Source organism: Pseudorhizobium sp. NPDC055634 (assembly GCF_053618655.1).
This window is the reverse complement of sequence record NZ_JBSHHW010000008.1, coordinates 97,517-116,276: the sequence shown is the minus strand read 5'-3', so window position 1 is coordinate 116,276 and position 18,760 is coordinate 97,517. Positions and strand designations below refer to the sequence as shown.

Sequence of the window (18,760 nt, the reverse complement as noted above, 5' to 3'; positions counted from 1 at the left end):
CTCCTGTGGGTTGATTGGTTCAGCGCAGCTTGATGCGCGGATCGATGAGCGGCGAGATCAGGTCGGCGATGAGGTTTCCGAGAACGATGCCGCAGGCAGAGACGAGCGTGACGCCCATGATGATGGGGATGTCGACGCGCTGGATCGCCTGCCAGGCCAGTTGCCCGATGCCCGGCCAGCCGAACACGCTTTCCACGACGACGATGCCGGACATGAACAGTCCGATGTCGATGCCGATCATCGCTATGATTGGCAGGATCGCGTTCGGAAGCGCGTGACCGAGGATGACCTTGCGGCGACCAAGCCCCTTGGCGCGGGCGGTGCGAATGAAGTCGGCGCGCAGCACGTCGACCATGGACGAGCGCATGACGCGCGAATACCAGCCCGATCCGAGAATGCCGAGGGTCAGCGCCGGAAGGACGATATGCATGAACGTCCCGTAGCCGCCGATCGGGAACCAGCCGAGCTTTATCGCAAAGACGAAGAGGAGCAGCAGCGCGACGACGAACTGAGGCGCCGAGACGGTGAGGAAGCTGGTCAGCATCAGGCCGTTGTCGAGCGCCTTGCCGCGATTGAGAGCGGCGAGGATGCCGAGCGGCAGGCCGATCGCAAGTTCGCAGGCGATCGCCGCCATGAGCAGCAGCAGCGTGGCCGGCAGGCGCGACGCGATAAGCTCGGCGACCTCGGTCTTCTGCAGGTATGAACGGCCGAAGTCGCCCTGCACGAGATTGAGCAGGTAATTGCCGTATTGGACGAGGAACGGCTGGTCGAGGCCGAGCTGCTGGCGGATGCTTTCCACCGTTGCCGCGGTCGCGGAACGGCCGGCGATCTGCCGCACCGGGTCGGCCGGCAGGACATAGAGCAGAACGAAAGTGATGAACGAGACGCCGAGCAGGATGAGTGCCGACTGCAGGAGGCGGCGAAGGATGTAGGTCGCCATCAGTCACGCCCCTGCTGTGTCGGATCGAGAATGTCGCGAAGCGCATCCCCCACGAGATTGAATGCGAGTGCCAGGAGCAGGATGGCGGCGCCGGGAATGAACACCAGCCATGGCGCCGACTGGAAGTAGGTCTGGTTCTCGAAGATGATATTGCCCCATGACGGGATCGGCGGCTGGACGCCGATGCCGAGGAAGGAAAGCGTCGCTTCCAGCAGCACGGTCGTGGAGACGCCGAGCGTGCCCCACACGATGAGGGTGGGGATCAGGTGTGGCAGGATGTGCTTGAACAGGATGCGGCCATGCCCCGCGCCGAGCGTCTTCTCGGCCGCGATGTAGTCGCGTTCGGCGAGCGAGGACGTCTGCGTGAAGATGACGCGTGCCGTTTGCACCCAGTTCACGAAGGCGATCACCATCGCGACGATCCACAGCGAGGGCGAAAAGATGGCCGCAAGGCAGATCGCCAGAAGCAAGGCGGGGAATGCCATCATCAGGTCGGTAAAGCGCATCAGCACGGAGCCGATCACGCCGCGGAAATAGCCGGCGGTCACCCCGACGAGCGTGCCGATCAGCAGCGCGGCGCCATTGGCGACGAGGCCGATGATCAGCGAGGTCTGTGCGCCATAGAGCATGCGCGAGAAGAGGTCGCGGCCGAGAAGGTCCGTCCCGAACCAGAAGCTCGCGTTCGGCGGAAGCGGTGCCCCCTCGATCGTCAGTCCGTCGAAGAACTGCTCGTAGGGGTCGTGCGGCGCGAGCCAGGCGGCGAACACCGCGCCGCCGACGCAGATCAGGACGATCAGCAGCCCGACGAGCGCCAGCTTCCGCTGCATCAGCCGGCGAAGGGCGGATGGCCCGCTGGGCGGCACGACCAAGGGTTCAGGCGAGATCGATGCTTCTGCCATCGTCGGTGCCCCTTTCATTGGAATGGTTCGCGACAAGCCGCTCGGCGGCCGTTTCTATCGGTACCCGCCAGGCCATCGCGGTCTGTCGCAGTAGGTCGTAGGCCTCGGCTTCCGTCTTTCCCTTCAGCACGAAGATCATCACGGCGCGGACGATCGTCTGCCGTGCCGACAGGCGGTTCTGCAGGTCGGAAATGAGGGCCTCCGATGCCTTGGCCCGATCGAAGTTGCTGCGCGCGACGAGGAGCGCTGCATAGACGCCCTTGTCGCTCATGGGTTTCAGGAGTTGTGCGTGCGCGCCCATTTCCATCGCCCACCGGAGGCGACCGGGGGCTTCCGAGCCGATCAGCGCGATCATCGGCATGGGCGACTGGCCGGGCTTCCAGGGGAATTGTTCGTCGTGGCCCATGTCGGCGTCGTAGAAGATGAAATCGGCGCCGATCGCCTCTGCCGGAAGTTCCGGCCAGGCCTCCCGCGCTTCGAGCCCGATCACGCCGAGCTGGCGGATGAGGCCCTGCACGGACGGATGGGGCCGGTGCAGGATCCACGCGGTCGCGCCACCGAGGTTCTGAGTCCTGATGCTGGTCATGAAACCACCCTCAGCATCGGCGCGCCCTGGGGCGCCTGGCCGCGGCGGGTAAGATAGGGGTCGGCGCGCAGGGCCGGCAGACGGCCGATCTCGACGAAGCGCCCCTCCTGGAGCCGGGCGACGATGGACGGCTGGCTGGCGTGAAGATTGGCGGGATCGAGCCGCGGCGTGTGACCGTGGCGGATCGCCGAATGCACCAGCTCGGAGAGCGGCAGCGCTTCCGCGCCCGGGCGGCCATGCAGCAGGCTTGCGAGTTCATGCACCGACTGGCGCGCCATCTCCCGAAACGATCCGCCGGAGCCGCTGTCCGGCTCGAACCACGGTCCCGCGGAGACAAGCCCCTCGGCGGCGGTTCCGGCCGGCTCGATCTCGCATTCGGTGAAATTGCAGGAGAGGACGGTCAGGCCTTCCGCGCACCCGGTCTCCCGCTTGAGGTCCGCCAGCCGCGCCAGGAATGCGTAGGAACTGTCGCCCACCAGCGAGTTGACGATGAAGTCCGGTCTGAGGTTGCGGATTTCCTCGATGATGTGGTCGGGTTCGGTGTCGCCCAGCGCCAGATAACGATCGCCGAGAACCTGGCCGCCGGCCGACGCCACGCGCTCGCGGCCGATCTGCGCCATCTCCCAGCCCCAGATATAGTTGGAGCCGATGAAATAGGCGCGGGCGCCGAGGTTCGGCATGGCCCAGTCGAGGAGCGGCAAGAGATGCTGGTTCGGGCACGAGTGCATATAGGCCACATGCTCGGAGGCCTCGAAACCCTCGTAGGGAACCGGATACCAGAGAACCCCGTCGAACCGCTCGAGTTCGGGTATGACCTCCTTGCGGCTGGCCGAGGTGATGCAGCCGAGAATGTGTCGTGCCGCCGAGCCCCGCAGGATTTCGCGGCAGAGCGGCGCATAGCGATCGAGCCGTCCTTCCGGGTCCCGTTCGACGACCTCGAACGACATGTCGAGCCGAGGATCCGCATTCACTTCCGCGACCCCTTGCAACGCTCCCTCGCGGCTCGCGCGGGACAGGGCGGAATACATGCCCCCGCTCGACAGAAGAATTCCTATTTCGATGACCCGCTTCATAGTGCTCCAAACGAAAAAACCCCGGCCGATGCGCGAAACGGTGACGCGATCGGAGCGGGGCTCGGGTGCCGGATATTTATGTCAGCTTAGCGTCGGCGAACGGATATGTGAAGCTAAATTACGGGATTATGCCGGAGAAATGCACAAATACATCTCTCCGCCCGTCCTCTGCGCAATAAATATGCACAAGCGTCCTTTTTATCCGTTGACCTGATTACCTTGGGAGCATTACGCCCATCCGCCGTCCCAACTAGGCGCGATTGCCTGCGATCATTCGGGGTCCGTGAGCTTGTCGACCTGGGTCCGCAGATTGAACCGGACGCCCTCCCGCAGGTAATCGATCTGCGCCGATCCCCTGAAGCTTGCCGCCAATGCGCGCTCGATCATGCGCGAGCCGAAGCCGGTTCGCGTCGGCACCGTTACCGGCGGTCCCCCGTGCTCCTGCCAGACCAGCATGAAATCCTGGTCGTCGACCCGCCAGTCGATGTCGACATGGCCCGAAGAGTTGGAGAGCGCGCCGTACTTGACGGCATTGGTGGCAAGCTCATGGAGAGCCATGGTCAGGGCGGTGTTCGCTTTGGTAGAGAGTTCGATGTCGTCGCGTCCGAGGATGTGGATCCGCCCGCCATCGTCGCGGAAGGGCTGGAGCGCCCTGGCGACCCCTTCCAGGATCGACGCCCGGTCGAGACGGCGGCCCGTCAGCACGTCATGCGCTCCGGCGAGCGCCTCGATCCGCTTGTTGATCACACGGCCCAGATCGGCCGGGTCCATTGTTCCGCGGACGCTCTGCGTGATGATCGACTGGACGGTCGCGAGCGTATTCTTGATGCGGTGGTTCATTTCCTGCATCAGCAGCTGGCTATGGGCCTCGGCATCCTTCCGCGCGGTGATGTCCGCGGATATGCCGGTCATGGCGACGGGATTGCCGGCGGCGTCGTAGCGCGTCTGTGCCCTGATCTCGATCCAGCGGACGCTGCCCGTCGGCATCACCGCACGATACTCGATCTGGAATTCGCCGCTCGTCGCGAGACATTCCGCCAGGGTCGCCTGCCAGCGCGGATAGTCGTCGGGGTGGATGGAAGCCTGGAGATCCTGGTAGGAGAAACTGTCCGAGGGACCGCGCCCGAAGTTCGTCTTGCAGATGTTCGAGCAAACCAGCCGCTGGTTGGGGATGTCGAGTGTCCAGGTGCCAAGCCCGGCTGCCTGGAGCGTGAACCTGAGGCGCTCTTCGCTGGCGGCGAGGTCGAGAACCCTCCGCTGGATTTCGGCCTCCAGTTCCTCGCGGTCCGACGTGAGGCCGGCGATCCGATCCCGCTCCGGCGTTACATCGAACTGGGAAGCGAAGAAATAGGTAAGTTCTCCCTCGTCGAACACGGGCGAAATGAGGACCCGGTTCCAGAAGGCCGTACCGTCCTTGCGGTAGTTCAGGACCTCGATCTCGATCGGCTCCCTGGCCGCCACGGCGGTCCTGATGCGGTCCACCGTATCGCTGTTCGTCGCGGGCCCCTGAAGAAACCTGCAGTTTCGTCCGAGTGTTTCCTCGCGGGTATAGCCCGTCAGCTTTGCAAATGCATCGTTCGCGAAGACTATCGGATTGTCGGGAAGCCTGGGATCGGTGATCAGCATCGGCATGCGGGTGCTTCGCACAGCGGCAGAAAACGGATCGGCCCCGTTCGACGGGCGATGAATTTCACGCGCGATCCGGTCTTCTTCGGATGTGTTCATCTGCGTCCGTGCTCCATGTACGAAGCTTTATATTCGGGTTTATTAAAATTCCACCCGCTTGCACTGGGCAACTCTTGGGAAATCGCACGCGACGTGCTCATCCGGAGACCAGCAGCAAAGCACCGGGAACCTCCTCCAGGCTGCGGCGTCTTCCTACTCGGTGCATGAGTGGAGCGGACGAAGACGGATGCGGGAAATTGGGCGGGTGGTCGAGGTGTGGCGGTATCCGGTAAGCTCGGTCGGCGGTGAAACGCTTTCATCCGTCGGCGTTTCGTCCGCCGGGATTGACGGCGATCGCCGGTTCGGGCTGTTCGACTGTGCGACCGGCCGCCCCGCCGCGCCGGAACAGGAGCCGCGCTGGCGCCCGGCACTCCACTTGTCCGCCACCCAGCCCGACGACGACTTCCCCAGCATCCGCTTCCCCGACGAAGGTTGCTTGCCCGTCGATGACCCTTCGCTGGCAGGCCGTCTCACGGCCCACTTCGGCTTCGACGCGGATGTCGCGGCCCACGTGGCGATGGCAGGATCGCGGTTCTCCGTCATTCCCGGCCGGTATTCGCCCGCGCCGCTCCACCTCGTGACGACCGCGTCGCTGCGGGCCCTGGCAAGGCTCGGCGGTCTCGCCGCCGTCGACAGCCGCCGCTTCCGGCCCTCGGTGCTGATCGATACGGACGCCGAAGGCTTCGTGGAGAACGATTGGCTGGGCACGACGCTGACGATCGGTGCCGTGGCCGTTGCGGTAAGCGAGCGCACACGCCGCTGCGGGATGACGCTGATCGCGCAGCCGGGCCTCGACGAGGAGCCCGAGGTTCTGCGGGGTGTCATGAGACACAATGGCCGGAGTCTCGGCGTCTATGCCGCCCCGCTCGCCTCCGGCGTCCTTGCCGTTGGCGATCGCGTCTATGCGGGGGCCTGAACGAGAAGGGGCTCGCGCTCCGCTGCGATATCCGCGAGAATTGCCCCGGCGACCGTCTCGCCGATCTCGCAGGCACTCGTGATGCCCTGGACGAAGGGCTGCTTGTGCAGGAGGAAGGAGATCGCCGCGCAGTAGAGCCGGTTGCAGAGCGGCTGGCTGAGCTTCGGACGGTAGAGTTCGTCGACGTCGATTCCGCCGGTCAGCACCATTTCCAGCGAGCCGTCCCCGGTCAGCATCGCATGGTCCTTCGGGGTGGCGGACGTGCGAACCCCGCCCTGGGCGACCAGTGTCGGGAAGGGCAGGTCCGTTGCCGAAAGCGCCTCCTGGCCCGTGGCGTCGATGAAGGCTTCGAACTCGTGCCTTTCCTCCCCGACCGCGACCGTCACGCCGCGCGCCGGCCTTCGTGGCTCACCTCGTAATCCTCTCCAAGCTTGAGGATGTCGAGCTTGCCGGCGCGGTGCAGCGCCAGCAGCCGGCGGATCGACATCAGCGGCACGGTGGCATAGTCGTCGATGAAGACGCCCTTGAAGAAACGGTGGAAGCGCTTCAGGTCGGTCTCGTCGAGATGCGGAACGACACGGGCGATGATCTCGTGGGTGATCAGGATGGCGTAGCGCCACGGCACCGTATGGCGACGCTCCCGGTTGTACTCCACCTCCGCGAGGTTCTTGGCGGCCCAGACGAAGGGATCGCTCTCGGCCCGTTCGGCAAAATAGGCAGTCGCGAAGGTCTCGACGTCGAGATCGTAGAGCCCGATCCGCGCCGCATACTCCGGATCGGCAACGACGATCTCCCGGCGGAACAGTTCGAAGACGTCGTCGAGCAGGTCGTGGCGGCCAGTGGCGATAAGCGCGTCAACGGCCTCGCGGGTGCATATCCTCGGCTCGAGATAGGGAAGGGGGCAATAGAAGTCCGCCTCCGGAAGCAGACCCTTGCGGGACATCATCGTGACGTGAAACCCCTCGGTGCCGACGGCCGGCTGGAACTGGAGTTCGCCGCCCGCATCGAAGCAGAAGGCGCCGCGCGCCGTTGCCACCGTCATCAGCGCGTCGATGGCGCTTAGAGAGGTGCCGAGAATGCCGACGCGGACGGGGCCGATACGGCCGAGGGCGGGCGCCGGCCACGGGGATACGAAATAGCCCGGCCGGATCTCGGTCTCTTCCGGCCAGTTGTGGCCCGTCGCCATCACGACATGGTCGAAGACCGCGTCGAGATGGGAGCCGTCGCCGCGCATGACCTTCAGGCGGATGTCGTCCGGACGAAGCGCGATGTCGACGACCCGGTGGCGCTCCAGCACCTCGATGGCATGCCCGTTCGCCTTGCCCGTCGCGACGATGCGCAGGAACTGCGCCCGCATGTACTCGCCCAGGACGACACGCGGATAGAATTCGCGTTCGTCGATGGCTTCGCGGGCAATGCCGAAGCGGACGAGATCCTGGTCATCCTGGCGTCGCAGCCAGTCCACCAGCGTTTCGGTCAGCGCCGGAAACTCGATGCTGGGGATATTGGAGAGCATGGCCGGATCGTTGATGTCCGGATGATAGGGAGTTCCCTTGCCCGGTTCGGCCTCGGCCTCGTAGATCGTGATGGAGAGCGGAAGCTTCGAGGCGGCGAGGCTCTTCAGGGTGTAGAGGCCTGTCGGGCCGCAGCCGATCACCGCAATTCTTGGAAACATTCGAGATTTTCGTCCGTGCAGCAGGGGGATAAGCTTCGAGGTCTCTACAATGTCTGAGGACAGGTCTTGTTCCGCGCCAGCGGCCGGAGAAGGCCGCCCGTGCGATCCCGTATTCGTGAAGGCTATGCTCCCCGTCCGTGCTCTCCGCCGGCCGGCCTTGAAGGAGCGCCCGTCGGGGCCACATACTTCGAGGTGAAACGGAAGGCCGGCCATTGCATTTCGCTCTCGTCTCTCCCCCCTTCAGGAGCCACATCACCGTCTTCGAGACGCTGGCCGGGGAACTGGTCCGCCGGGGACATAGCGTCACTATCCTGGTGAACGGCGGCGCCGAACGCGACGTTTCCGCGGGCTTCAGCACCCTGGCGGTGGAAGGCACGGATCGGAACCGGATCGAGGCCATCATCAACCGCGCATCACGACCCGGCGGGCCGTTCGGTATCCTGCGGACCGTTCGCGATACCGTCACGCTCTCCCGCGCTATCTGCGAACACGCCCCTGGCCATCTGCGCGCGCTTGGCGTCGACGCCGTTCTCGCAGACCAGATGGAGCCGGCGGGCGGGCTCGTCGCGCGCTATCTCGGCCTGCCGCTGATCTCCGTCGCATGCGCTCTCCCGGTGGAGCGCGATGAGGGAATACCGCTTCCTTTCCTCTCATGGCCGTATGATCCAGGCCCGAGAGGACGGTGGCGGAACAGGGGAGGGGAGCGTATCTCCCGGCTCCTGCTGACGGAGCAGCGCCGCCTGATCCGGAAGTGGTCTGCCCGCTTCGGCCTCGGGCCCGCCTTCACCGACCTCCAGTCATGCGTGTCCGACCTCGGCACCATCGCCCAGACCACGGAGAGCTTCGATTTCCCCCGATCCGCAGCAGGCAAGCGCCTCCATATGGTGGGCCCGATCCGGGGACCGGAAAAGACCGAAGCGATACCCTTCGCGATCGATCCGGACATACCGGTGGTCTTCATGTCGCTCGGCACGCTGCAGGGACATCGCTTCCGGCTGTTCCAGGCGGCCGCCCGGGCCTGCCGCGACCTCGGCGTGCAACTGCTCGTCGCCCATTGCGGCGGCCTCGACGCGACCCAGGAAGCCGCGCTTGGGGCCACCTGGGTGACGGACTTCGTGCCGCAGAGGGCGATCCTTGAGCGGGCGGATATCTGCATAACGCATGGAGGCATGAACACGGTTCTGGATGCGCTGGAGTTCGGGACGCCGCTGATCGCGCTGCCGATCGCCTTCGACCAGCCGGGGGTGGCTGCCCGTGTCGTCCACCATCGGGTTGGCCTGCGCCGGTCCCCGCGACTGTTGATGGCGGGCGGCATGAAGCGTGCGCTCCGGCCCCTCCTCTCCGACCCGACCTACGCGGAGAGGGCAAGGGGTATCGGCCGGTCCATCTCCGCCGCCGGCGGGCTTGGCAAGGCGGTCGACATCATCGAAGCCACGCTCTCGCCGCCCCCGACCCCGCCGGAGACGGTTCTCACCATACCGCTGCCGGGGGAGTAACAGGTCCCCCTCAGACGGCCATGTCTTGCTGGGGTGCGAGGAGGTCGATGGAGCGCAGGATCATCCGGATCGGCACTTCGTCGACGCCGCAGCGGGGCAGGACGCGGTTTGCCCTCTCCAGGTGGGTTATGTAGGACAGGCGGGTTGCCGCAGCCCCCCGGTCGTTGACCATCGAGCTCTTCCCGGCATCCTTGCCGGTATCCTTGCCAAGTGCGCTGGTCGGCGAGGTTGCGTCCAGGAGGTCGTCCATCGCCTGGAAGGCGGAGCCGAGGTGGAAGGCGAACTCCGCGAGCGCCGCGGCCTCATCGGAAGGGCGGTCTTCGAGAATGGCCGCCATCTCGGCCATCGCCGCGAAAAGCCGGCCCGTCTTGAGCCAGTTCTTCTGCTCTACCTCGAGCCCGTTTCCGGAAGGCTCGTGCAGATCGACCTCCTGGCCTGCGGCCAGCCCGGTATGGCCAACGGCATGGCTCAATATGGCGGCGAGACGCGAGCGGATCTCGGCAGGCACGCCTTCGGCGGTCGATACGATGTTCAGGCCGCGGGTGAGAAGCGAGATGGCCGCCAGGATCGCCGTTGCCTGACCATAGACCCGGTGGGTCGTCGGCTTGTCGCGCCGCAGGTCGGCATCGTCCATGCAGGGCAGGTCGTCCAGGATGAGGGAGGCGGTGTGGACCATCTCGACGGCACAGCCGATATCGATGGCGGCCGAGAGCCGATCACTCTGACGGGTCGTCAGCACGAACAGGAGGGGACGGAACCTCTTTCCACCGCCAAGCAAAGCGTGCTGCATCGCAGCCGAAAGTCTGGGCGGTGAATATTCTCCCGTCTCCAGGAGAACATGAAGTCTGCTTTCGATTTCGGACTTCATGCCCTCAATCATCAGGCGTAACTCCTCCCAATGTAACTCTTACGCAGCCATTGCGCCTGCTGGTTCTGATCTTGATGGCTGGCGAGGATGACGAAAATTTGACCCTGTGTGCAGGACATTCAGCGAGCCTAACCTATATCCTATCTTCAACGCCGGCTTTCCGGTTTCTCGAAAACTATCTGTGGCACTTGCGGCCGGATGAAAGGACGAAATGCTCGCCGAACGAAAAAAACAGCATCTGGACATCGTTCTGGCTGGCAATTCCGTGAGCGGGCACATCGGAACTTCGTTCGAGGCAGTACGGTTCGAGCATGTCGCTCTGCCGGAGATCGACATGTCTGCAATCGATCTGTCTACGGAGTTCCTGGGCAAGCGGATCACCATGCCCTTCCTCGTCAGTTCGATGACGGGCGGCGCGGAGAAGGCGCAGCGGATCAATCACAACATCGCCATTGCCTGCGAAGCGATCGGAATTCCCTTTGCCGTAGGGTCCCAGCGGATCGCGCTCGACACCGATGCGGATTGGGGAATGAACCTCGAATTGAGGCGGCTTGCCCCGTCCGTCCCCATCCTCGCGAATATCGGGGTGGCGCAGCTCAACACCGGATACGGGATCGACCAGGCGCGCCGGGCGGTCGAGATGATCGATGCGGATGCCCTGATCATTCATCTCAACCCCCTGCAGGAAGCGGTGCAGCCGGAAGGCGATCGCAACTGGAAGGGGCTAACGGAAAAGATCGGCAAGCTTGCCGACGCCCTCCCGGTCCCGGTGGTCGCCAAGGAAGTGGGCTCTGCCATTTCTCCTTCCGTCGCGGGCAGGCTGGCGGCTCTCGGCGTCCGCATCATCGATGTCGCCGGCGCCGGCGGGACGAGCTGGGCAGCGGTCGAGGCCCTGCGCGCCAGGACCCCCGCCGAGGCGGCGATCGCGTCCGCTTTCAGCGACTGGGGGCAGCCCACGGCCTTTGCCATCGCAGCCCTCCGGGAGGCGCAGCCCGACCTCTTCATCATCGGCTCGGGCGGGGTTCGCACGGGCGTCGATGCGGCAAAGGCAATACGGCTCGGCGCAGACCTTGTCGGGCAGGCCGCTTCCGTGCTCCAGGCCGCGACCGTCTCTCCCGAGGACCTCGCCGAACATTTCGGCATCATGTCCGGCCAACTGCGTGTCGCCTGTTTCTGCACGGGGTCCTCGAACCTTGCGGAGCTTCGGGTCGCAAAGCTGGAGGCCGTCCCGTTTCGCGGATGAGATGTTCGGCCATAGACAAGAGCAGGGATCGACGCCGGACCGCCATTCGCCTGGCTCCTGGGCCATGCCCTTCCGCGTGTCGGGGGGAACCGGGGGAGCGCGCCTGTGCCTGAGGCCATGCCCCCGCTCGTGCTGGTAGGCGCAGGTCTTGCCAGCGCCCTCATCGCCCAGCGCCTGTCCGTCTCTGATGGCGCGCCTTCGATCCTGATCCTTGAAGGCAGTGACAGGCCGTTCGGGGAGCATACATGGTCATTTCACGATGCCGACGTGGAGGCTTCCAGCCGCGCCTGGCTCAAGCCGTTGATTGCCAGGAGCTGGGACGGCCAGACGGTGCGGTTTCGCAACCATCGACGCCATCTACCCTCCGGCTATTCCTCGCTGACCTCGGCTTCGGTGGCCGATGCGATCTCGCGTCTCGGCAATGTCGAGTTGCGGCCCAACGCGCGGGTCACCGCTCTGTCGGCCGATCACGTCGTCCTGGCGGACGGGACGTTCGAGGCGGCGTCCTGCGTCATCGACTGTCGAGGCTTCCGGCCAAGCCCCGGCATGGTTCTCGGCTACCAAAAATTTGTTGGTCTCGAAGTGGAACTGCGGGAGCCCCATGGGTTGGTGCATCCGGTGATCATGGATGCCACGGTCGACCAGGATGACGGCTATCGGTTCGTCTACCTGCTGCCGCAGTCACCCACCCGGGTGCTGATCGAGGACACCCGCTATTCCGACGGGGCCGAGATGGACGAAGACGCTCTGGCGGGTGACATCAGGGACTATGCGTCCCTGCAGGGCTGGTCGATCGACCGGATCGTCCGCACGGAACATGGCGTCCTGCCGATCGCGCTGGCGCACGACTTCGAGCGGTTCTGGTCGGATCTGCCGGCGGACATACCGCAAGCCGGCATGCGTGCCGGACTTTTCCACCCGACGACGGGCTACAGTGTGCCGGAGGCCGTGCGGGTTGCCGATCTGGTGGCGGAATACTGGCCCTGCGACAGCGAGCGCCTTGCGGGGGTGATCCGCGATCACGCCGCCCGTCGCCACCGCAGCCAGCGCTTCTATCGTTTCCTCAACCGGATGCTCTTCCGGGCCGCCCTTCCCGAACAGCGCCACCTCGTGCTGGAGCGTTTCTACACGCTGCCGACGCCGCTGATCGAGCGCTTCTACGCCGGACGGACAAGTTACGCCGATATCGTCCGCATTCTCCTCGGCAAGCCTCCCGTACCTGTTCACCGCGCGCTTGCCTGCCTCAGCGAGGCAAGCCTGTTGAAAAATGGAGCCCCATGAGCAGCCAGACAAAGACAGCGGCAGTGATCGGTGCCGGCTTCGGCGGGCTCGCGCTCGCCATCCGCCTCCAGAGCGCGGGCATCAGGACGACGATCTACGAGAAGCGCGACAAGCCGGGAGGCCGCGCCTATGTCTACACCGACGACGGCTTCACCTTCGATGCGGGGCCGACCGTCATCACCGATCCGGATTGCCTGGAACAGTTGTGGGCGCTTTCGGGCCGCCGCCTGTCCGACTACGTGACCCTGCTTCCCATCACCCCCTTCTACCAATTGTGCTGGGAGGACGGGTACCGTTTCGACTACGCCAACGATCAGGCGGAGATTGACCGGCAAATTGCCGAGAAATCGCCGCAAGACGTCGAGGGCTACCGACGTTTCCTCGCCTATTCGGAGGACCTCTACCGGGAAGGATACGAGAAGCTCGGCACCGTTCCCTTCCTGAATTTCTGGTCGATGATCAAGGTTGCGCCGCAGCTGATGCGGCTGGAAAGCCATCGCAGCGTCTATTCCAAGGTGAGCCAGTTCATCAGGGACGAGCAGCTGCGTCAGGCCTTCAGCTTCCATTCCCTGCTCGTCGGCGGAAATCCCTTCCGGACGTCCTCCATCTATGGGCTGATCCACGCACTGGAGCGCAAGGGCGGTGTCTGGTTCGCCAAGGGCGGCACCGGGGCCCTCATCGCCGGCATGGCAAGACTGTTCACCGATCTCGGCGGCACCCTGCATCTGAACGCCGAGATCGACCGCATGGAAACGCAGGACGATCGGGTCAGCGGCGTGATCCTGAAGGACGGGAGCCGCCAGGCGTTCGACCAGATCGCGTCGAACGCGGACGTGGTTCATACCTACAAGCACATGCTGCGCGACACGGCGCGCGGACGCTCGAACGGGCGCGCGCTGGAAAAGAAGAGCTTCTCCATGTCGCTTTTCGTCGTCTACTTCGGCCTCAGGACCACCCATCCGGAACTGAAGCACCACATGGTCCTGTTCGGCGCCCGATACCGCGAACTGATCACCGAGATCTTCGGCACGAGCGCGCTGGCCGACGACTTTTCGCTCTACCTTCACGCCCCTTCCGTCACCGACGACAGTCTCGCCCCGGCGGGATCGAGCGCCTATTACGTGCTGTCTCCGGTGCCCCACCTCGGGACGGCCGACATCGACTGGGACGTCGAGGGGCCGAAATATCGCGACCGCATCCTCAAATACCTCGACGAGCGCTACATTCCCGGGCTTCTGAAGGATCTCGTGACGGTGCGGCATTTCACGCCGCACGACTTCCGCGACGAACTCAACGCGCATCTGGGCTCGGCCTTTTCCGTCGAGCCGATCCTCACCCAGAGTGCCTGGTTCAGGCCGCATAATCGCGACGACGAGATCTCCAATCTCTACATCGTCGGCGCGGGAACCCATCCGGGCGCCGGCATACCGGGCGTGGTCGGTTCGGCAAAGGCGACCGCCGGACTGATGATCGAGGATGCCGGCCGATGAGCGACACGGTCCTTGCCACCAGCGAGAATGCGATTGCGAGCGGCTCGCAGAGCTTTGCGGCCGCCGCGCGGCTGTTCGACCGGCAGACCCGCGAGGATGCCGTCATGCTCTATGCCTGGTGCCGCCATTGCGACGATGTGGTGGATGGGCAGACCATGGGCCACGAGCAGCGGGAGGACTTTCGCGACGGACAGCGGCAACGCCTCGATCTCCTGCGTCGTCAGACCGACCTCGCGCTTGGGGGCGGATCGACCGAGGATCCGGTTTTCGAGGCGCTTCGGCGAGTCGTCGAGCGTCACCGGATTCCGGCGCGGCATCCGCAGGAACTGCTGGCGGGCTTCGAGATGGATGTCTCCGGCCGTCACTACGCGACGATCTCTGACACGCTGGATTACTGCTACCACGTCGCCGGCGTCGTCGGGGTGATGATGGCGATGATCATGGGCGTCCGCGACGAGACGACGCTCGATCGCGCCTGCGACCTCGGACTTGCGTTCCAACTGACCAATATCGCCCGCGACGTCGTCGAGGATGCCCGCGCCGGCCGGGTCTATCTTCCGGCGGACATTCTTGCGCAAAACGGCATCTCCGAAATCGATCCGGAAGACCTCTCGCAGCGGCCGGCACTTCATGCGGCGGCCCTGGAGCTTCTCGATCTTTCGGAAGACTACTACCGATCCGCCTACCACGGCCTTGCCGCCCTGCCGCCGCGCTCGGCTTGGGCGATTGCCACGGCGCGCCGCGTTTACCGTGCGATCGGCGGCAAGCTGCGCGCCGGCGGCCCCGCAGCCTGGGACAGGCGCGTTTCGACGACGAAGGCGGAGAAGGGAGGCTTGCTGGTCATGGCCCTCGGCGACGTTGCCCGGACGCGTCGTGCCGGCGGCGGTGAACCGCGGACCGGCCTCTGGCAACGGCCGTGACCGCCGGACCGTGACTACTGCCGGACCGCGTATTCTTCCTCGTCCTTGAGCGCCTGCGGATCGAGCTTGCGCCTGTTCTCCTGGAGCCGCTTGACGAGCGTGTCCACCGGCTCCGCATAGACAAAGCCGAACGACACGCATCCGTCGCGCCCTTCTACGGCATGGTGGAGGCGATGCGCCTGGTAGACGCGCTTCAGGTAGCCCTTGCGCGGCACGTATTTGAACGGCCAGCGCTGATGCACCAGGCCGTCATGCATGACGAAGTAGAGGAGGCCGTAAATGGAAATGCCGACCCCTATCCACCAGAGCGGCCAGAACCAGTACGAGCCGATCCAGAACAGGCCGATCGCGAACACCGCGAAGACGACCGCGTAAAGGTCGTTCTTCTCCAGTGTCTCGTCATGGGGCTCGTGGTGAGACTTATGCCACTCCCAACCCCAGCCGTGCATGATGTGTTCGTGCGACCACGCGGCAAACCACTCCATGAACACGACCGTGCCGACCACCAGAACCGCTGGGACCAGATAGGACAGGACGCTTTCCATCATCAACCTCGGCTTGCTTGGGGACGCAGGTTCAGACTGCGATGGGCGGATAGCTGCCACCACGGCACCCACGGCGCGTCGTGATGTTCATGATGATAGCCGAAGTGGAAGCACGTCAGCAAAGACATGAAGGGCGAAAAGTCATTGCTTCTTGACCGGTGGCGATCGGCAAAGGGTTCCTCGTCGATCCGGTGAGGGCGGTAGGTGCCGAAGTAGAAGAGCTGGATCGACGACAGGATTGCCGGCAGTGCCCAGAAGGCAAGCATCGTCGGAAAACGCTCGCGCAGGATCACCAGATAGATCGCCACCGCGATGCAAAGTATGCCGAACTCGCGCCAGCCGAAGTAGTGGCGGAAAAATTTCAGGTACCAGGGCCAGAAGCTCGAGGGATGATCGGCATCGAAATCCGGATCGTCCTCCGTTCCGGCGTGGCGGTGGTGCGCATGGTGGCTCTCGTAGAGCTTGTCATAGGAAAAGCCGGCGTAGACGAAGACGCAAAAGCGGCCGATGGCGCTGTTCAGCCGCGGGTAGGGCGGTGCAAGCGATCCGTGCATCGTGTCGTGGGCGATGATGAAAAGACCGACGCTGAGCCAGCACTGGAGCGCGATGACGAGCGGGGCTGCCCACAATCGGTACGGCTGCGTCCAGTCGACGAGGAAGATCGCGGTCACGTGGACGAAGAGCCAGGCAAGAATGATGAGGCCGGCGAGGGCGAGCCCCGTCGCGGTGTCACTCCGTGCGATCCGGACGTCTTCGGTCGCAATCGCCATTGCCATTCCTCCTAGAACCTCAGGCGCAACCGGGAGACCGCAATTGCGAACACCGCGCCGGCCACAGCCATCGTCAACAGGCAAACTATCTCCGGAAGCACGTCGGACAAGGCCTCCCCGCGCCACAGCACGCCGTAATATGCCTCGATGGCCCAGGTGTTGGGCGTAAAGCGTCCCAGATGCTGCAGCCATTCCGGCATCATGAACCGCGGCACCATGGAGCCGCCGATGGCCGAGCATATTAACACGACAAATGTGGAGACAGTTTGAGCCTGCTGGCGGGTCGTGCAGACGGTCACCACCGCGAGCGCCAGTCCGGATGAGGCCAGGGCGGCGGCAACCGTTGTCAGCAACCAGGGTCCGATCCTCGCTGCGACCTCGACGTCATATGCCAGTGCGGCAATCGCGAAGATCAGCGCCACCTGGATCACGCCCAGCAAGGCCAGAAAGATGAACTTGCCGATGATCACAACGTCCGTACCAGCAGGCCCCGCCGCGATCCGATCGAGGATCCCGGACTTCCGCTCCTCGATGAGGGTGGCCGCGTTCTGCAGGGCCGAAAACAGCAGGAACAGGATGGCCACGGCTCCGGCATAATAGGTGATCGTCGCGTCGGCGCCCTGCGATTGTCCGACCGTCACGGTTTCGAGCAGGCCCGGCCCGCCTTTCATCCCGTCGTTGCGGCCCTCTCGCGAGAGAGCCTCGACCACCGCCGAAAGTCGCGCCGCCTGCTCCGGCGTGAACCCGCCGACCGCTGCCTCGACGCCTGCGGCCGCACGGGACAAAACCAGGTCCGGAAGTCTCCGGGCGACAATCGATTGCACCTGGCCGGACAGCATCGCGCCGGCCATGAGTTTCGATGGCTCCACCAGCACCGTAATGGCAGGGGCTTGGTCGTCTTCCGGGTCGGGCCCGATCACGATCCCAGCGTCCGCGACGCCGTTTTCGACAAGCCTTGCGACGTCCGCCCTGCTTGACCGTGTCGGGTCGAGGACACGCAGCGACGGTTCTCCTCGCAGGGCGTCTTCGAGCCGCAGGGAGACCGGGCTCGTTCCCGGTTGCGCGATGGCGATGTTGAGTTGCGGCCGGTCGCTCGTCGTCGCCGCGAAGATCGAGGCGAAAATCAGGAAGATGGCCGGCGGGAGCACGAAGGCCAGGATAAGCGCACCCCGGTCGCGGAGCAGTCCGAGCGTCATGACGCGGATCATCGCCAGGATCATGCCGCGTCCTCTCCCATCCTGAGGCCGATCCTCTGGGAATGGCGCATGAAGAGGGTCTCGAGATTGGGTTTGCGGTAGCGGACCTCCTTCGGCGCGAGGCTGGCGCGCACAAGATCCGCGGCGAGATCGGAGGGGGACCGATCGCCGATCAAGCTCCAGCTCAGCGGTCCTCCGTTCGGGGTAAAGCCCAGCTGCCGCAACAGGTGTTGATGGGCGGCCGAGGGGGATGTGCCGAACTCCAGCAGGATCTCTCCCTTGTCCTGGAACGCTTCCTCCAGCAGTTCCCGCGGATACCCTTGCGGGGAGATCGTGCCGTCATGCATCAGACCCACCTTCGTGCACAGGATCTCCGCCTGATAGAGGTCATGGGTCACCAGCAGGATGCCCATGCCGAGCCCGCTCAGTTTCTGGATGACGCTCTGCAGGCCGTTGCGGGCCTCGAGGTCCACGCCGACCATCGGTTCGTCGAGGATGAGAAGCGCGGGAAGATGGAGGATCGCGGCAGCGATATTGGCGCGTCGCTTCCATCCGCCGGAAAGGATGTCGACGCGATCTGACATCCGCGCCCGCAGGTTGGCAGCCTCGCTGACGTCATCGATGGCGGTTTCCGTTTCCCTGCTGCTCAACCCGGCCAGGCGCCCGAATACCTGCAGGTTTTCGCGGATGGTGAGATGCGGATAGAGCGCGATCTCCTGCGGCACGAGGCCGATCTGGCGGAACATTTCCGCGCCCGTCTCCCGCCCGGCGATCCTGATGCGTCCGCGGGCCGGCCGCACCCGTCCGCAGATGGTGCGGATCAGTGTTGTCTTTCCCGCGCCGTTCGGACCCAGGAGCCCGTAGATCTCGCCAGGGTCTATGGTGACGTCGACATCGTGCAGGACCTCCGTGTCACCATAGCAGACACGCAGATTGCTGACCTCGAGCGCGGCAGGTTTCCCGATCAAGACACATTATTCCGGTTGGTCTCTCCAGGCATGGTCGTTTCCCCCCTGCTGCTCCGTTACCGGCATCTCGCCGGACGCTCGCGCGCAGCCCGGTCGGGCGATGCGGGCGAAACGAAGAACATGGAGGGCTTGCCGCGACTGTCAAATGTTAAAGCGGAACGATGGCGGG

The 18,760-nt window shown here is 64.7% G+C and carries 18 protein-coding genes; 6 read left to right on the top strand and 12 right to left on the bottom strand.

Features of this window, described 5'->3' with window-relative positions:
* Nucleotides 1-19 precede the first annotated feature (19 nt).
* The 5 genes from ACWGPT_RS14560 to ACWGPT_RS14540 all read right to left on the bottom strand — a co-directional run bounded on the left by ACWGPT_RS14560 (nt 20) and on the right by ACWGPT_RS14540 (nt 5,223).
* Nucleotides 20-940: an ABC transporter permease gene (locus ACWGPT_RS14560; protein WP_452606332.1), complete on the bottom strand. Its 921-nt coding sequence runs from the start codon at nt 938-940 to the stop codon at nt 20-22.
* Nucleotides 940-1,839 (bottom strand): ABC transporter permease, encoded by a 900-nt coding sequence (locus tag ACWGPT_RS14555; protein WP_452606331.1) that lies wholly within the window; start codon nt 1,837-1,839, stop codon nt 940-942. The genes ACWGPT_RS14560 and ACWGPT_RS14555 overlap by 1 nt, the downstream gene beginning before the upstream one ends.
* The gene (locus ACWGPT_RS14550; RefSeq protein WP_452606330.1) at nt 1,814-2,425 is read right to left on the bottom strand and encodes an ANTAR domain-containing response regulator; all 612 of its coding nucleotides are present in this window, start codon (nt 2,423-2,425) and stop codon (nt 1,814-1,816) included. The genes ACWGPT_RS14555 and ACWGPT_RS14550 overlap by 26 nt, the downstream gene beginning before the upstream one ends.
* Nucleotides 2,422-3,498, bottom strand: coding sequence for a transporter substrate-binding protein (locus tag ACWGPT_RS14545; protein ID WP_452606329.1), 1,077 nt, complete (start codon nt 3,496-3,498; stop codon nt 2,422-2,424). The genes ACWGPT_RS14550 and ACWGPT_RS14545 overlap by 4 nt, the downstream gene beginning before the upstream one ends.
* Nucleotides 3,499-3,768: 270 nt before the next feature.
* Nucleotides 3,769-5,223 (bottom strand): PAS domain-containing protein, encoded by a 1,455-nt coding sequence (locus ACWGPT_RS14540; RefSeq protein WP_452606328.1) that lies wholly within the window; start codon nt 5,221-5,223, stop codon nt 3,769-3,771.
* A 187-nt stretch (nt 5,224-5,410) separates the two neighbouring features.
* Between ACWGPT_RS14540 and ACWGPT_RS14535 the strand changes: the two genes are divergently transcribed.
* On the top strand, nt 5,411-6,139 hold the full coding sequence (locus ACWGPT_RS14535; RefSeq protein ID WP_452606327.1) for an MOSC domain-containing protein: 729 nt from the start codon (nt 5,411-5,413) through the stop codon (nt 6,137-6,139).
* On the opposite strand, the gene ACWGPT_RS14530 is transcribed toward ACWGPT_RS14535, so the two are convergent.
* Together ACWGPT_RS14530 and ACWGPT_RS14525 are read right to left on the bottom strand one after the other, a co-directional pair.
* On the bottom strand, nt 6,124-6,525 hold the full coding sequence (locus tag ACWGPT_RS14530) for a hypothetical protein (protein WP_452606326.1): 402 nt from the start codon (nt 6,523-6,525) through the stop codon (nt 6,124-6,126). The two genes, ACWGPT_RS14535 and ACWGPT_RS14530, sit on opposite strands and share 16 nt — an antisense overlap.
* Nucleotides 6,522-7,814 carry an FAD/NAD(P)-binding protein gene (locus tag ACWGPT_RS14525; RefSeq protein ID WP_452606325.1) on the bottom strand — a complete coding sequence of 431 codons (1,293 nt, stop codon included), beginning with the start codon at nt 7,812-7,814 and terminating at the stop codon, nt 6,522-6,524. The genes ACWGPT_RS14530 and ACWGPT_RS14525 overlap by 4 nt, the downstream gene beginning before the upstream one ends.
* 212 nt (nt 7,815-8,026) lie before the next feature.
* Between ACWGPT_RS14525 and ACWGPT_RS14520 the strand changes: the two genes are divergently transcribed.
* On the top strand, nt 8,027-9,310 hold the full coding sequence (locus ACWGPT_RS14520; RefSeq protein ID WP_452606324.1) for a glycosyltransferase: 1,284 nt from the start codon (nt 8,027-8,029) through the stop codon (nt 9,308-9,310).
* Between the two features lie 10 nt (nt 9,311-9,320).
* Here ACWGPT_RS14520 and ACWGPT_RS14515 read toward each other — a convergent pair whose 3' ends face one another.
* On the bottom strand, nt 9,321-10,190 hold the full coding sequence (locus ACWGPT_RS14515; protein WP_452606323.1) for a polyprenyl synthetase family protein: 870 nt from the start codon (nt 10,188-10,190) through the stop codon (nt 9,321-9,323).
* A 199-nt stretch (nt 10,191-10,389) separates the two neighbouring features.
* On the opposite strand from ACWGPT_RS14515, the gene fni reads away from it, so the two are divergent.
* The 4 genes from fni to ACWGPT_RS14495 all read left to right on the top strand — a co-directional run bounded on the left by fni (nt 10,390) and on the right by ACWGPT_RS14495 (nt 15,112).
* Nucleotides 10,390-11,421: a type 2 isopentenyl-diphosphate Delta-isomerase gene (gene fni / locus ACWGPT_RS14510; protein WP_452606322.1), complete on the top strand. Its 1,032-nt coding sequence runs from the start codon at nt 10,390-10,392 to the stop codon at nt 11,419-11,421.
* A 105-nt stretch (nt 11,422-11,526) separates the two neighbouring features.
* Nucleotides 11,527-12,702: a lycopene beta-cyclase CrtY gene (crtY, locus tag ACWGPT_RS14505; RefSeq protein ID WP_452606321.1), complete on the top strand. Its 1,176-nt coding sequence runs from the start codon at nt 11,527-11,529 to the stop codon at nt 12,700-12,702.
* On the top strand, nt 12,699-14,192 hold the full coding sequence (locus ACWGPT_RS14500; protein WP_452606320.1) for a phytoene desaturase: 1,494 nt from the start codon (nt 12,699-12,701) through the stop codon (nt 14,190-14,192). The genes crtY and ACWGPT_RS14500 overlap by 4 nt, the downstream gene beginning before the upstream one ends.
* Complete coding sequence (locus ACWGPT_RS14495) at nt 14,189-15,112, top strand: phytoene/squalene synthase family protein (RefSeq protein ID WP_452606319.1); 924 nt, start codon at nt 14,189-14,191, stop codon at nt 15,110-15,112. Before ACWGPT_RS14500 ends, ACWGPT_RS14495 begins: the two co-directional genes overlap by 4 nt.
* 14 nt (nt 15,113-15,126) lie before the next feature.
* Here the strand turns inward: ACWGPT_RS14495 and ACWGPT_RS14490 are convergent, their stop codons facing one another.
* From ACWGPT_RS14490 to ACWGPT_RS14475, 4 genes are read right to left on the bottom strand one after another with little or no spacing between them, the layout of a single operon-like run.
* Nucleotides 15,127-15,657: a sterol desaturase family protein gene (locus ACWGPT_RS14490; protein WP_452606318.1), complete on the bottom strand. Its 531-nt coding sequence runs from the start codon at nt 15,655-15,657 to the stop codon at nt 15,127-15,129.
* Nucleotides 15,658-15,659: 2 nt separating this feature from the next.
* Nucleotides 15,660-16,427: a fatty acid desaturase gene (locus tag ACWGPT_RS14485; RefSeq protein ID WP_452606317.1), complete on the bottom strand. Its 768-nt coding sequence runs from the start codon at nt 16,425-16,427 to the stop codon at nt 15,660-15,662.
* A gap of 11 nt (nt 16,428-16,438) precedes the next feature.
* A complete protein-coding gene (locus ACWGPT_RS14480; RefSeq protein ID WP_452606316.1) occupies nt 16,439-17,647 on the bottom strand; it encodes an ABC transporter permease in 1,209 nt (402 codons plus the stop codon).
* The gene (locus tag ACWGPT_RS14475) at nt 17,644-18,591 is read right to left on the bottom strand and encodes an ABC transporter ATP-binding protein (protein WP_452606315.1); all 948 of its coding nucleotides are present in this window, start codon (nt 18,589-18,591) and stop codon (nt 17,644-17,646) included. The genes ACWGPT_RS14480 and ACWGPT_RS14475 overlap by 4 nt, the downstream gene beginning before the upstream one ends.
* Nucleotides 18,592-18,760 lie beyond the last annotated feature (169 nt).

Bases quoted from the DNA above. Each gene is read 5' to 3' on its own strand.
- ACWGPT_RS14560 (WP_452606332.1), bottom strand. From the start codon at position 940: ATGGCGACCTACATCCTTCGCCGCCTCCTGCAGTCGGCACTCATCCTG.
- ACWGPT_RS14555 (WP_452606331.1), bottom strand. From the start codon at position 1,839: ATGGCAGAAGCATCGATCTCGCCTGAACCCTTGGTCGTGCCGCCCAGC.
- ACWGPT_RS14550 (WP_452606330.1), bottom strand. From the start codon at position 2,425: ATGACCAGCATCAGGACTCAGAACCTCGGTGGCGCGACCGCGTGGATC.
- ACWGPT_RS14545 (WP_452606329.1), bottom strand. From the start codon at position 3,498: ATGAAGCGGGTCATCGAAATAGGAATTCTTCTGTCGAGCGGGGGCATG.
- ACWGPT_RS14540 (WP_452606328.1), bottom strand. From the start codon at position 5,223: ATGAACACATCCGAAGAAGACCGGATCGCGCGTGAAATTCATCGCCCG.
- ACWGPT_RS14535 (WP_452606327.1), top strand. From the start codon at position 5,411: ATGCGGGAAATTGGGCGGGTGGTCGAGGTGTGGCGGTATCCGGTAAGC.
- ACWGPT_RS14525 (WP_452606325.1), bottom strand. From the start codon at position 7,814: ATGTTTCCAAGAATTGCGGTGATCGGCTGCGGCCCGACAGGCCTCTAC.
- ACWGPT_RS14515 (WP_452606323.1), bottom strand. From the start codon at position 10,190: ATGATTGAGGGCATGAAGTCCGAAATCGAAAGCAGACTTCATGTTCTC.
- fni (WP_452606322.1), top strand. From the start codon at position 10,390: ATGCTCGCCGAACGAAAAAAACAGCATCTGGACATCGTTCTGGCTGGC.
- ACWGPT_RS14500 (WP_452606320.1), top strand. From the start codon at position 12,699: ATGAGCAGCCAGACAAAGACAGCGGCAGTGATCGGTGCCGGCTTCGGC.
- ACWGPT_RS14495 (WP_452606319.1), top strand. From the start codon at position 14,189: ATGAGCGACACGGTCCTTGCCACCAGCGAGAATGCGATTGCGAGCGGC.
- ACWGPT_RS14490 (WP_452606318.1), bottom strand. From the start codon at position 15,657: ATGGAAAGCGTCCTGTCCTATCTGGTCCCAGCGGTTCTGGTGGTCGGC.
- ACWGPT_RS14485 (WP_452606317.1), bottom strand. From the start codon at position 16,427: ATGGCGATTGCGACCGAAGACGTCCGGATCGCACGGAGTGACACCGCG.
- ACWGPT_RS14480 (WP_452606316.1), bottom strand. From the start codon at position 17,647: ATGATCCTGGCGATGATCCGCGTCATGACGCTCGGACTGCTCCGCGAC.